Consider the following 13,462-nt stretch of genomic DNA (forward strand, 5'->3'; position numbering starts at 1 on the left):
CATGGGGTGGGCGAAGAGTGAGGACAAGTATGAACAAGCGCAGATGGACGGGTTTGCTGGCGGCCTTGGCTGCACTGGCGACGCTTGTAGGCCCGGCGGCCCCCGCCATGGCCGGCGGCGGATCAGGACATTCCGGCGGTGGTGCTGAAGGCAATGGCCGGTTTTGGCAGGGCTGGACCTACAAGGATGACGACCATGGCTCCTTCGGTGGCTATGAGATAGGCAGCATCGACAGGGCCTTCTCCAAAATGGGGATTGTGGATGGCGGCAATGCCACCACTGCTCGGGTCAAACGCCAGGCTCTGGATGAGGCCAACGGCAACTGCCAGGCACGCTTTAACGAGGCCCATGCCGACGAATCCGGACAAAGCCACTGCCGGGTGACCGGCGTGGGTGTGGTCACGGGCTATCGCGGCTCTCAGCGGGTCTTCGATGGGGTCAGCATGGCCATCCACAGCATATGGATGGACAACTGGCGAAGTCAGGTGGCCAACCGTACCTTCAGCAACCGCGGGGTGACCTATCGGACCGGCGAACCTTTTTGGGACCAGCCCGGAGACAGCCTGGACAAGTTCGCCGACATGTATGCCGGCAACGAGCACAGCATCTCCCTGGTGGTCTTCATGCTCAATGACTATGAGCCTAAACCGGCCGATCTGCCGCCGAATCCACCCGACAAGAAAGTGGATCCTGGCACCAGCGCGGATGGGATGACCAACCGCACCCGCATCGAGACAGGAACCGGTCGGGGCGGCCGCGAGTTGACCTTCAGCGATGTCTTCGATCCCCAAGGCAAGCAGTACCGTGTCACCGGGCAGAAGGTCAAAGACCTGACCAGCGGTGAGGATCTGACCAGCAAATTCGCTTTCAACACGGCCGATGGAAGCAGACCGCCCGGCAATAGGGCTACAGCCACCTGGAAGGGCGGGACTCTGCCTGAGGAGCATCAATGGGTATGGCAGCTGGATGTGACTGTCGAGCAGCCGGATATCGGGGTCATCCTGGACTGTGGAAAAGTCCGTTGGAAGGGCACCGTCCGTCAGGTTGATCAATCGACCCCTGAACGCCGCACTCCCACCTGGAAGCCCAGACCAGACAAATCCTGGATTCTGCGCGATCCTGCTACCGGGCTTTGGAAAGCAGTCGTCGACCCTCAGTGGACCAACAAAACCGGTGCGGATGGACATGCCTTTCTGGACGGCGACAGAGTGGGGTCGGTGGTCAACGCCACTGCTGAAGCCCATCTGATTGAGGCTCCTAAGGTTTTTACCCTGACTGACGACTGGAGCGCTGCCGACTATCTGGTTGATCAGGATGGTGCTCGGGCTATTCGGATTTTCGAGGCCAAGGCCAAGGTGGATGCAGATGGGCACTACCGCCGAAGCAGCATCCAGGACATTGTGAACAAGGGCAGGGATGTGACCGATCGTTTCGAGATCAGCGTGACCGGCACTCGGGCGCGTGTACAGGCCAAAAGCGGATGGCTGAAGGGTCTCAAGGGGATGGAGGATCCTAGGCAGGTCACCATGCTGGTTCCTTTTACGGTTCGCTTCGCCAACGGCGGTGGTGCAGCCAAGGTTCGCAAGGATCTGGGCGGAACATCTGACCAGGAACTGACTTTCTGCAAGGCCCCGAACGGCCATGGCAGCCAGGGCGCGGCGCTGACCAACTCGGGTTCCCAGACTGTCAACACGCAGAGCGTACAGACCAACAAGCCGGGCATCTGTGGATACCTGCCTCCGGTGCGCAAGGATGTCATTTCGGAGGCCGGCCAAGGCGGGGAGCAGGCCAGTGTTGACGGCAAGGTGGTCTTTCCTGGTCAGAGGCTGGAGTATCAGCTGGACACCCAGCCCAGCCTGCCCGACAATCTGGCCTATCCTGTCAAATCAATCATCCTGACGGATGTCTACGATCGCTGGTTTTTGCCCGACAAGCAGACTCTTGAAGTGACTGACCTGCAGAGCGGCGACGTCATCGCCAAGACCGGATACGCCACAAAGTGGAAAGACAAGGAGCACAGCCTTCGGATGACCTTCACCGACCCCGCCCGGATCAGCCAGTGGCGTGCCGGGGGCAATCCCAGGATCCGTCTGCGTTTTGAAGGCAGGGTTGATCCCAAGGCTCCAACGGATCATCGTGTAGGCAATCAGTGGGTACTGACGCTGAACAACTCGTTGACCCCCTCCAACCAGGTAAGCAATCCACCGGCTGACTTCCACCCCTCAAAGAACGATGTCAGCGCATATGATCCAGGAGTCAGCATCGACGGCAAGGTGCTTTTTGTGGGCGACCGAGGGGCCTACCGGATCAGTCTGGACGCCCGTCGCAAAGACACCGCCTATCCGGTCTGGCGGCTGGGTATGACGGATGCCTACGACGCTCGTCACCTGGATATCAATTCCAAACATATCGAAGTTTTGGGTTCCGACGGCCGCGATTACACCAAGGCTTTCAATATCCAGGTTGAAAACGGTGTAGTCCTGGTCTTCGCCAAAACCGTGGATACCTATGTTCCTGCCACCGGCGTCACACTCAAAGGGGATCCTCAGCCTACCGATCTGGCTGCCTATGCTGCTGCCCGCGGTCATAATCCCCTCAGAGAGCCGGCTATTGACCAGGGACTGCTGGGACGCACCTACGATGTGGTCCTGCCTTACACGGTCATCCGCGCAGAATCAGGTTATGTAGTACGCAACCAAGCGACCCAGATCGTCAACGACCTGCATAAAGCGACCAACGTGGTTACCAATCCGGTCAAGTTGCTCAATCCCGCCAAGGATGTGGTGGTCGCCGTGGGCGGGAAAAGCGCACATGGCGGCAGTATCTACCGCGATCGGCTCTTCCTCTATCGCCTGGACTCCAGTCTGCTGCCGGCCGGAAGGGCTTACCCGCAAGTGAAAACCTGGCGGATTGAGGATCGGCTGGACCCCACGGTGGATCGATTCACTGGCCATTGGGCCGTCTACGCAACCCAGGACCTTTACGAGAACGGGCACATCCTGATTCATCATGGACAGATTATGGCTGGTTCGGACATGTCTGCAGACATTCATGGCGATCCCTTGTTTACTATGACTGCGGATCCTGCAGGCCTGGTCAAAGTGGAAGCCACACCTCGATATTTGGTCTTGGTCAGCGCTTCAGGCGACCGCCCGATCGGTTGGAGGGCCTACCTGCAATGTAGGCGGCTGAAGAACGTGGAACGTCATGAGAACCGATTCGCTGAGTTCTATCAGGACAAGACCCTGGTCTCCAACACAGTTTGGACCAGAACGCCCGATATGACCCCGGCTCTGCATATCGAAAAATTTGATCAGGCTGGTGGCATGCCCATGGGTGATCGGGATCAGCCGGAACAGGCCCTCCGGACCCATGAGGATGTCGCCATTGTTTTCCGAATCACCAATGATTCCCCTCGCGATCCCGGCGATGGGACCGGAGCCATCTTCCCCGCCCGGCAACTCCATTTGGAGGATCAGACGGTCGTCGGTCAGGGACGGGTGACCGGGATCCGCTATCCCGACAACTGGTCGACCCTGATGCTCCGACCTGGCCAGTCTGTAGACGTGCATGCCACAGTGATGGGCATATCAGGTAGGCACACCGACAGGGCTCGGGTGGTAGGCAGTCCTCTGGTGCCCTGTCCAGTGCAGGATCAGGCCTCCCTGCCTCAACTGGAGAATGGCCAAAAGGCATCTGGGCGAGCGGATTCGCACGGAGTGGTAGTCGATGGTCGCCGGCTCTGTGCCGATCGATCTGTCGAATCCAACAGTGATGACTGGAACGCTCTGAAAGTCGCGCTGCCTAAGACCGGATCTGCGGTGGTGCTTCCCCTGGCCCTTGCCACTGCGGCGGTCATGACTGGGCTTATCATCTTCCGCTTGGTCAGACAGATGTCCGCCAAAAACCGCGAGAGGTAGTGATCCTGGAACAGGCGAGTGTTTAGCTGATGTTGCTTAGGAAGTTTCATACCGGTGAAGGTGGCAGATCTTCAAGGGGTCTGGCACCTTCACCGTCTTACCGATGATTCGTCGGTCAGCCTTTCAGCTTGATTTCACCATAATCATTGAAAAGAAGATGCTGTCTTGGTGTATCTTCTTCGACGGAAATCAGTCGAGGTATGTCTTCCAGAAAACGATTGTCTGTTTTGTCGTTGTTGGTGGATGATACTTCGAACAAGAGGATTCTGCCGGTCCCAGGCACTCCTTTCCATTGATGGTATGTTCCTTGCGTCATGGTGGCACTCCGCCCGGGTGGCAGTTGAATTACTGAGCCTGCGGGGACAGTGAATCGCTCTCCGTCGGAGACATAAGTTACTGGCTTCTGTTTGTCTAGCTTTTCGTCGGCATCAGCTTTATAGACGGTGATTTCCAATGTTCCTCCACCTCTATTGATGATGTCCTCCATTTTCTTTCGATGGAAGTGATAGGGCAACTCTTGTCCATCTTCTATTACGAAGAGTTTCTCACAATAAGGCTTGGGATATAGGTCGGGGTGCTCATAGTTGCCATTCCGGAAAGTGAAACTTACCAATCCACGTCTACTAAAGTTTCCTTCGCCGAAATCAGTAACATCCCAGCCCAGCATGTTGTCGATGATCTCTTGGGAATTCTTATTCAGCTTTTGCCAATCCTCTGCCGTGTAATAGGCAAAGTGCGGGAAAACGAAACCCCGGTTGGTGCTGAACTCTAGAGCTCGATCGATAATGTGGTCAATCTCAGAGCGTTTCGTGTCTATCCTCCAATTCCTGTCGGATTTGGCTGATGAGTCGGTTATTAACGTCATCTTTGCCTGTTATTGGGTTTTGCGGGTTGTTAATGAAAGCATCATCCCAATCGTCGTCTTCAGGTTTCTTAGGGACCAGATGGAAGTGCAAATGGGAAACGGTGTCACCGTATATGCCATAGTTGATCTTTTTGCATCCGGTTATGGATTTAAGAACTCGTGCGACATCTGCGACTTCCTGGATATATTGAGTAAGTTCTTTCCCTTTCAATTCAAAGAGTTCGTCAACATGCCAGTTCAATGCAACGATGCAGCGTCCCGGATGAGTTTGATCCCTGTTGAGGAACACAGTGGATGTTGATAATTCTGTAATGAAAATCATCCTAGACCGTTGTATTTCACTATGTTCGCAGTAAAAGCAGCCTGGACGAACACCCTGCTGGTGCATGGCAACTTCTGATTTACTCATCGTATCGACCATCGTCGTGAGTGGCATCACAGTCAATCATGACATGGATGACGTCAGCTTGCGTATGGTTCCGCAATTTGAAGGCCCGGGCAATTTGAGAAAGCGGGAAGATGTTGGTAACGGTTCGCTCGGTGTTGATTAGTCCATTGAGCACCATGTCTCTTCCCTCTCGTAGCAGTCGATGGTTGTCGATGTCGCGTTTGGGTTCTGTGGTCAGTATGTCGACGCGGCGACGGTGCATTTTGAAGAAATCGATGGTCTTCGAGGTTTTCCCGATGCCTCCGTACATGATCAATTTGGCATTCTGTGCGCAGCAATCCAAGGCATCGATTATGGCGTCGCCTTCCAGCAGTGCTGGGATCACGACATCAAAGCCATCTGGGAAGTTTTTGCCTACGATGTCCATGGTTGGCGTGTCCTGTGAAGGGATTCGGTACGTTCGAGTAGCTCCAAATTCTCTGGAAAGCGCCAGCTTTTCATCGAATAGGTCGGTTACTACAAGGTTCCTTGGGCTGTATAAATGTGCGACCTGTGTCAGTTGCAATCCACTTACGCCTTGACCCATAATCAACACGTTCTTGGCTTGGCTGATTTCTGCGCGTTCCATGCCGTTGAGTATGGTCGGCGTGATTTCGATCAGAGAACCATGCATGAGAGGAAAATCTTTGGGCAGCAGCACCGCTGAGAATGGATCACAAGTAATGTACTCGGCAAAAGCTCCCCACACGTACCGCAGTGCAACATGATCGCCAACCTTAAGACCAACCACATGTGAGCCCACTTCATCGACAATCCCTGCAACTTCATGACCCAACCTCATAGGGTAGGAGAGAAATTCAGGTGTTCTAGCCCCTCTATATACTTCCAAATCTGAGCCGCATATGCCCACCCATTTGACATCTACGCGTATTTCATTGTCCTTCGCATGGGGAATTTTGGCATATTTGATGTCGATATCTCCCACTTTTTCCATAACAGCAACTTGTTGAGTGCCTTCGCTGTGATGGTCAGTCCATTCCATCTCAGGAACAATCATTTTTCTTACCATGATATTGCCTCTTTCTTATTGGTTGTTATTTAACGTGCGTTGGTCTTTTTCAAAAGCATGACTAGACATCCAGCCAGAATCAGCGATGCAGCTAGGAAGTACATCCCGCTTACTGTGGAGTTTGTCAAATCTTTCAGCCAACCGACTACATAAGGGCTGACGAATCCTCCCAAGTTGCCAATAGCATTGACAATGCCCAAACCGACTGCTGCGATACGAGGATCAATGGCCGTGGTGATTGCCCAATAGGGTCCAGACCAAGCGTAAAGGCCTATTGCAGCAAGACAGATGAACACCATAGCTAAATATGGATTAGGGATTAGGGCAGATGCGAGTAGGCTGAATCCACCGACGATGGCACCAAGGGCGGTGTGGTAATAGCGCTCTCCTGTCCGGTCTGATGACCGGGCATTTACGACCAGAGCCACTGCTCCCAGAAGATACGGTATGGCCGTTAACCAGCCCACAGTCATGGTGGAGCTGCTGGAAGAAATCGACTTGATCATCTGCGGAAGCCAGAATGTGATGCCATATAACCCCATGACATAGAAGAAGTTCATAAGGGTTACGATCCAGATCTTCCTATCTAGGAATGCCTCTTTAAATGGTGCGGCGATTTCGCCCTCTTTGGAATTTTCCTGGTTGTCTTTGTCCAACGCGTCGATTAACCATCGGCGTTCTTCAGATGTCAGCCACTTGGCATCCTGTGGCTTGTCATTCAGATACCAGTATGTGAATATTCCCAAGAGCACAGCCGGCAATCCGACTATCAGAAAAAGCCAACGCCAACCGGATAGATTTAAGAATTGGTGGATGTTGCTGATTATGGCAGTCGCTACAGGTGCCCCGAATGAATTCGCCAGAGGAGGCGCAATCATGAAAAGGGCGATGGCTGCAGCTCTGGTTTTGCTGACAAACCAGTAGGTAACGATCAGAGTCATACCGGGGAAAAGCGCAGCTTCGAATACGCCAAGCAGGAAGCGCAATATTGTAAGTTCGACTGCTGATTGCACAAACCCGGTCAGCAGGGTTACTAGCCCCCATAGTATGAGAATGAGGGCGATCCATCGCTTTGCACCGACCTTTTCGAGGATCATATTTCCTGGGATGCCAAACAAGAAATACCCAATGAAGAATATGCCCGCAATAAAGCCATATGTGGTTGCAGTCAATCCTAGATCTGCATCCATGCCGCCAATGGAGGCGTAAGTGATACTTGAGCGATCAAGAAAGGCCACAAAATAAATGATGAATAAATAGGGTAGAATATGCCATCGAACCTTTTTCTGTGCCGTTACGGCAATTGTGTTCGTGTTCATGAAACCATTCCTCCAAGCAAACTGCAATGTTTACGTGATAACGTGTGATTGGTTGAACAGCAGCTGTTCTGGAAATCATGCTATGGCTCGAATTTGAGCATGATTCGCCGATTATGATTATCCCAATCGCCGTATCTAGAACAGTGAGGAGAAGGTATGCGAGACAAGGACGTCCGGATTCTCTGGATCAGTGGAAAGTCCTATCAGCTGGGTGATGAGATTGCTAAACACAAGCATAAGTTCTGTCAACTGCAATTCTTCATGTCCGGCTCTGAACAGTTGACATATGATGGACAACTCATTGATTTAAAGAAGAATCATTTGTTCATTGTATGTGAGGGTACTTCTCATGGTTATGTGTTTTTGCAGGGTTCGACGGTTTTGGATATAAAATTTGTGATCGAATCTGGACTTTACGAAATTATCCGTCCAGTTCTTGAGTGTAGGGATTTTTATATTGATGCTCCTATGCTGCTGATGATTATTCAGCAGCTGCATACTGCTGCAACGGTGGGTGGGCGTGAACTGGGGGAAGTCCGTCCATTACTGATGGACTCGTTGCTTAAGCTTTTGCTCTTGGGGTTGTATCAGGAACGGATCGAGCGTCAGCCCTTTTCTTATGTAGAGCCTCTTTTGGCTAAAACACAGGATAACTCAAAGATTAAATCCATGATTGGTTATTTGACTAATCATTACGCCGAAGAGATTAAACTCGAGGATCTTTCTAAGCATTTTCATTTTAGCGAAAGTTATATAACAAGAATCTTCAGAGATGCTATTCAACTGACTCCCAACCAAGTCCTTCAGGAAATACGCTTAAATCGAGCAATGAACTTGTTGAAATCCACCAATTATCCGGTGGAACGAGTAGCGCAATCAGTAGGATGGTCATTCAATTATTGTTCGCGCGTATTTAAACGACAAAAGGGGATGACGCCTACAGACTATAGAAATATGAAGCAAACTATTGTGGATGGATTGACATTATCCAAAGATTTTGATCTTTCATTAGAACCCACAACAGAGAAGCTATCATGAACTCTATTTCATATAAGGTGGTCCAAGCCGGTTATGGGCGTCAACCGAATTAATTCTCCTTCGCGTCCAGCAGCACTACGCCCTGGGGTGGATTGCTGTCAATGGCTCCCACGGTTTCATGAGGCAGATAGGGTTCCTCCATGGAGGAAATCTCCTCAGGTGTAAGCTCCAAATCCAGCGCAGCTGCGGCATCGTCAAGGTGCCGGGCCTTTGTGGCGCCGATGATTGGTGAGGCTACGCCTTTGGCCCACTGCCAGGCAATGGCTACCCGGGCCATAGGTACGTTGTGCCGCTCTGCCACTTTCTGCACGCGGTCAATGATGGCCAAGTCGTTGTCTTCGGCCCGGTCGTACTTGCCGCGCGAGACCTTATCGGTGGCGCTACGAAGGGTGTCAGCGGTCCAGGTGGGCCGTGTCAGATGGCCAGCGGCCAGAGGGCTGTAGGGCATGAGCGAGACGTCCGTCTTTCTGCAGAAGGGTATCAGGTCCTTCTCATCCTCCTGGTAGAGCAGGTTGTAATGGTTCTCCATGGCGCTGAAAGGGGTCCAACCGTTGTCATGGGCGACTTTCTGCATGCCCTGAAACTGGCTGGCGTACATGGCCGAGGCGCCCAGCGCTCGCACCTTGCCGACCTTGACCAGATCGTTGAGCGCTTCCATGGTCTCCTCGATTGGCGTTTCATAGTCGAACCTGTGGATGATGTAGAGGTCCAGGTAGTCGGTGCCCAGTCGCTTGAGCGTCCCATCGATCTCGCGATGGATGGCCTTGGATGAAAGCCGTCCCTCGTTGAAGTAGACCTTTGAGGCGATGACCACTTGGTCGCGGCTTGTATACTTTCTCAGCGCCTTTCCCAGATATTCCTCACTGGTCCCGTCCGAGTAGCCGTTGGCCGTATCGAAAAAGGTGATGCCCAGATCCAGTGCGTGAGCAACGACTGCGTCAGTCCCTTCCTCATCCAGTGTCCAGTCATGCATGGTGCCTGGCTTGCCGAAGCTCATGCACCCCACGCAGATCTTCGATATGTTGATGTCCGTCTTGCCCAGTTGTGTGTATAACATGATGAGCCCCCTGGCTTTCCCTGCTGGAGATGCAATCATGCTAGCAAGTTCAAGTCGGTGGAAGTCTACTTCTTTGGTTTTCGTGGCGAACAGGACACCCAACGAACCGGCAACAAACCTTGCCTATCGCTTATCTGTCACGAATTTTGACTAGCAACATGGAAGCAAGGAGCTGAGTATGAGTGGATTCAGTCTTCATCGGCAGCAAGGGCGGTATTCGGTTTAGAGACTAACCCTGTTGTTTTTTGCAATGACTTTTGGGCGAGCGAAATCGAGTGGATACTGTCTTGGATTCCACAGCTCTCCCGCCCTTCAGTCGGGACAAGCAACATTGCTGATCGACGACCAGGCAATCGAAAACAATTAAATGTGTCCCTTTATAGGAATTCATCTGCCTTGCAGTTGGAGCATATAACAAAGGACTAAATCAAAAAAGTCTACAGTGGAGAAAGCTGCGGCAACCCTCCCTCCGACAGGCCAGCGACCGCGTACACCGCTGTCTCCAGGGTGAGTTTGCAGGTGCTATGCAGTGTGTGAGCTGGATTGAGTGCGTCCCATATTGGTCAAACAGCTAGAAGAGCTAAGGCAAGATGACCCAGGGTGTTTGCTTCTTTGACTAATGCTTAGGGGGTGAATGCCGAAGATTTCGCAAATGCCGACGATTCCAGTGCACTCAGCCTGAAATAGAATTTCGGACATAACCGCTCCCACAGGTTACGATTGATGGTTGATGATGTACACGTGCGTCGTCCCTTGCGCATTTTGTTCTTTAGGACACGGACGCAATCTGAGCAATGCGGCAAGGCTAATTGTCGGCTGAACGTTCCCGCTATTCTCCGTTGATATGATTAGTGTAAAAGCTGAAGTTAACCTTTAATGAAACAGGCTCGCGTGGCAAATGGAAATGACATGAGTTGCGTTGCGTTTTCGCACTTGTTGCGTTTCAAGCACTCACATTATCCGTATTCCGATAGGTACCTTCGTGAGGTGAGGAATTCGCCGGATACACATGCAAGAACGGAAAAACAGCTTATGGTGCAGTGGTTTGCAGATAATGCCACCTATGGATCGGGTTCCTATTCCCGGCAGAAGCCGAACAATAGCGCAAAGGAGTGCTTCAACAAATTGGAGAACGCTGCGTCTTTACTCTGGATTGCAGAGGCGGCTGGCATTGAAGAGCGATCGTAGCAGCAGCTTTTGAGACTGCAAGGCAGGCGGGAGACTATCGTCAAGCTTGTGGAGTGATCCGGAAGATCATTACCTGGTCCATGATTGTTGAATCCTTGTAAGGGATCGACATAGAGCATGAATAGTTCTTCATTAGGAGTCGCGGCCACTCGGTTTCCAGTATGGACTGCTCAGAGCAGGAGTGGCTTTGTTTAATGCAGGATCAGGAAGAAAAGGTTGCCCGTGATGAAAATCATTTAATCCCAATGGGCATCTGCATTTACCTTTGACGAGGCCGGGTATGCCGATATCCTCATGAACGGCTTGAGCAGGATGAATGCGAGAATAGCAAGGTTTGCGAATTGGACCAAACACAGGCCTGATAGACGTTGCAAATGAGCAGCTGAAGTCGCAGCTGCAAGCGGTTGTTGCAAAAAGGACTCAGAGATAGCGGAGTTGCAGAGCAAGGTCCAGGCCAAGTCCCTCAAGGAGCGTTATGAGGTCCAGATTCAGGATCGTGATGAGCAGATTGAGCGGCTGCGTGATCTGAAGGCGAAGCTGTCCCCCAAGATGGTGGGGGAGACGCTTGAGCAGCATTGCCAGATCGAGTTCAACAAACTACGGTCCACGGCCTTCCCCAATGCCTACTTTGAGAAGGGCAACGATGCGAGGACGGGCAGCAAGGACAGGCGGGGAAAGCACTGTGAGTATGCCATCATGGTCTCCCTGCTGGAGCCTGACAGCGACCTGTACAACACGGGCATCGTGGACGTCTCCTATCGCTATGAGAAAATGTATGTCGTCCGCCCGCAGTTCTTCATTCCGATAATCACCCTGCTTCGGGATGCTGCCAAGAACTCCCTGCAATACAAAAATGAACTTGAAGAGGTGAAGGAACAGAACATCGACATAACTCATTTTGAGGAAGAGCTGGACTCTTTCAAAAATGCTTTTGGTCGCAATCATGAAATCGCTTCGAAAAAGTTCAAGAATGCAGTAGAGGAGATCGACAAATCCATCAGTCACCTGAACAAGATCAAGGACGCCCTGCTGGGCTCCGAGAACCAGCTTCGTCTGGCCAACAACAAGGCGCAGGATGTAACCATACGAAAACTGACCAGGCATAATGAGACCATGAAGGCCAAGTTCGACGAAGTAAAGAAGTCCAAATCCATTGGGGCCTGAGAATGTGAACCGTGCAGTCGAGTCGCGGGATGGATGTAGACGGTTTTCTCTGATTCTGAGGTTGGGGCATCCATCTGTATCTGACTGCACCATGCTGGCCAGTGTTTCGATCTGCCCCAAGTAGGGGCCTATAGGAACTAAACGTGGTGCTTAAGTTGCTGGTTTGGCCTTGTGGCAGTAGGCGTGTCTGGGTGGTATTAATGGGACGGCCCATTAATGCGGGCCCTGCGGGTCCCTTGGACGGGCTTTCCTGTCCTGTTCGATGGGGGCATGAGGACCAGATCGAAGAGGGCCAGGCATTGCCCGGTGTGCCATGGGCCGATGAAGAAGAGCGGGCGCACCACTGCCGGTTCCCAACGCTGGAAGTGCACGGCCTGCGCCCTGAGCTCGACCGCCGTCAGAAGGGACCGGGCCCGTGACTTCCAGCTGCGCGAGTTCCTGGACTGGCTGCTGACGGGCAGGACACAGGAGCAGATGGGCCCCACGGGAGCCCGGGCCTTTCGCAAACGGGTCGGCTGGTGCTGGAACATCGCCCCGGCCATCGAGCCGGACGGTGTGGTCCACCACACGGTCATGGCGGACGGCACCTGCATGGCCCACGGCTGGTGCCTGATCATCGCCATCGACGGGGCCAGCGGCCAGGTCATCGACTGGCAGTGGTGCCACCATGAGAACACGGCGGCCTACACGGCCCTGTTCGGCCGCATCCCCCGACCCGACGTGCTCATCACGGACGGGCTGCGCGGCGTGGAGAGGGCCTGCGCCGCCGTCTGGCCGGGCACGCGCATCCAACGCTGCCTGGTGCACGTGCAACGCAACACCAGGACCGACCTGACCAGCCGCCCCCGCCTCCAGGCCGGCAGGGAGCTCAAGAAACTGAGCGACCGGCTCACCCGGGTCCACGACCCCGAGGGGGCCGCCCGGCGGGCCGGTGCCCTCCACCACCAACCGTTTGGAGGGCGGGCTCAACTCACCCATCAAACGCACCCTGCTGCAACACCACGGACTGCCCGAGGAACACATGAGACGCGCCTGCGAATGGCACTGCTACATGAAAGGCCCCAACCCCGACCCCACCGGCCTCATCAAAGACACACACCACCAACCACAACCAGCACCAGAACAGAAGAGCGGACAGGAAACGGGCGAGCCCGAAAGCTACGGCACCGCCATCGACTGGAACGAACTCCACACACCCGTCAGATACCCCGACAGCACACTCTGACAACCACAACCCAAAAAACGGCTTCTAAAGCACCACGTTTAGTTCCTAAAGGCCCAAGTAGGCTGAAATAGAAAACAGGTTGGAAAAACAAAGGCCCGGAGTCCAGACGATTCCGAGCCGTACTGGTAGCGGGGTCAGGATTTGAACCTGAGACCTCTGGGTTATGAGCCCAGCGAGCTACCGAACTGCTCCACCCCGCGTCGGCTGTGCAATACAGCAGTTATCTATG

General features: G+C 53.2%; 8 protein-coding genes, 1 tRNA gene and 1 pseudogene. 4 read left to right on the plus strand and 6 right to left on the minus strand.

Annotated features, from left to right (window positions below; translation table 11 throughout):
• Window positions 1-29 precede the first annotated feature (29 nt).
• A complete protein-coding gene (locus J3U06_RS00800) occupies window positions 30-3,920 on the plus strand; it encodes an LPXTG cell wall anchor domain-containing protein (protein ID WP_267444033.1) in 3,891 nt (1,296 codons plus the stop codon).
• Between the two features lie 115 nt (window positions 3,921-4,035).
• Here J3U06_RS00800 and J3U06_RS00805 read toward each other — a convergent pair whose 3' ends face one another.
• Genes J3U06_RS00805 through J3U06_RS00820 form a run of 4 tightly spaced genes read right to left on the minus strand, consistent with a single transcriptional unit; the run spans window position 4,036 to window position 7,561 of the window.
• The gene (locus J3U06_RS00805) at window positions 4,036-4,785 is read right to left on the minus strand and encodes a D-lyxose/D-mannose family sugar isomerase (protein WP_267444034.1); all 750 of its coding nucleotides are present in this window, start codon (window positions 4,783-4,785) and stop codon (window positions 4,036-4,038) included.
• A complete protein-coding gene (locus J3U06_RS00810; RefSeq protein WP_211121167.1) occupies window positions 4,718-5,194 on the minus strand; it encodes an HIT family protein in 477 nt (158 codons plus the stop codon). The genes J3U06_RS00805 and J3U06_RS00810 overlap by 68 nt, the downstream gene beginning before the upstream one ends.
• Complete coding sequence (locus tag J3U06_RS00815; RefSeq protein ID WP_267444035.1) at window positions 5,187-6,230, minus strand: zinc-dependent alcohol dehydrogenase; 1,044 nt, start codon at window positions 6,228-6,230, stop codon at window positions 5,187-5,189. Before J3U06_RS00815 ends, J3U06_RS00810 begins: the two co-directional genes overlap by 8 nt.
• A 41-nt stretch (window positions 6,231-6,271) precedes the next feature.
• On the minus strand, window positions 6,272-7,561 hold the full coding sequence (locus tag J3U06_RS00820) for an MFS transporter (protein ID WP_267444036.1): 1,290 nt from the start codon (window positions 7,559-7,561) through the stop codon (window positions 6,272-6,274).
• 156 nt (window positions 7,562-7,717) lie between these two features.
• On the opposite strand from J3U06_RS00820, the gene J3U06_RS00825 reads away from it, so the two are divergent.
• Window positions 7,718-8,599, plus strand: coding sequence for an AraC family transcriptional regulator (locus tag J3U06_RS00825; protein WP_267444037.1), 882 nt, complete (start codon window positions 7,718-7,720; stop codon window positions 8,597-8,599).
• A 49-nt stretch (window positions 8,600-8,648) separates the two neighbouring features.
• Here J3U06_RS00825 and J3U06_RS00830 read toward each other — a convergent pair whose 3' ends face one another.
• Entirely contained in the window at window positions 8,649-9,656 is a 1,008-nt protein-coding gene (locus J3U06_RS00830) for an aldo/keto reductase (RefSeq protein ID WP_267444038.1), read from the minus strand.
• Window positions 9,657-11,279: 1,623 nt separating this feature from the next.
• Between J3U06_RS00830 and J3U06_RS00835 the strand changes: the two genes are divergently transcribed.
• A complete protein-coding gene (locus tag J3U06_RS00835; protein WP_267431092.1) occupies window positions 11,280-12,008 on the plus strand; it encodes a DUF2130 domain-containing protein in 729 nt (242 codons plus the stop codon).
• Window positions 12,009-12,278: 270 nt separating this feature from the next.
• A pseudogene (locus tag J3U06_RS00840) lies at window positions 12,279-13,233 on the plus strand (transposase-like zinc-binding domain-containing protein).
• A 123-nt stretch (window positions 13,234-13,356) separates the two neighbouring features.
• Here J3U06_RS00840 and J3U06_RS00845 read toward each other — a convergent pair.
• Window positions 13,357-13,433, minus strand: a tRNA-Met gene (locus J3U06_RS00845).
• Between the last annotated feature and the right edge of the window lie 29 nt (window positions 13,434-13,462).

This window comes from Bifidobacterium sp. B4142 (assembly GCF_026537325.1).
Classification (GTDB): domain Bacteria; phylum Actinomycetota; class Actinomycetes; order Actinomycetales; family Bifidobacteriaceae; genus Bombiscardovia.

What these genes read in the sequence shown, in the direction of transcription:
- J3U06_RS00800 (WP_267444033.1), top strand. Translation starts at nt 30, where the DNA reads ATGAACAAGCGCAGATGGACGGGTTTGCTGGCGGCCTTGGCTGCACTG.
- J3U06_RS00805 (WP_267444034.1), bottom strand. Translation starts at nt 4,785, where the DNA reads ATGACGTTAATAACCGACTCATCAGCCAAATCCGACAGGAATTGGAGG.
- J3U06_RS00810 (WP_211121167.1), bottom strand. Translation starts at nt 5,194, where the DNA reads ATGAGTAAATCAGAAGTTGCCATGCACCAGCAGGGTGTTCGTCCAGGC.
- J3U06_RS00815 (WP_267444035.1), bottom strand. Translation starts at nt 6,230, where the DNA reads ATGATTGTTCCTGAGATGGAATGGACTGACCATCACAGCGAAGGCACT.
- J3U06_RS00820 (WP_267444036.1), bottom strand. Translation starts at nt 7,561, where the DNA reads ATGAACACGAACACAATTGCCGTAACGGCACAGAAAAAGGTTCGATGG.
- J3U06_RS00825 (WP_267444037.1), top strand. Translation starts at nt 7,718, where the DNA reads ATGCGAGACAAGGACGTCCGGATTCTCTGGATCAGTGGAAAGTCCTAT.
- J3U06_RS00830 (WP_267444038.1), bottom strand. Translation starts at nt 9,656, where the DNA reads ATGTTATACACACAACTGGGCAAGACGGACATCAACATATCGAAGATC.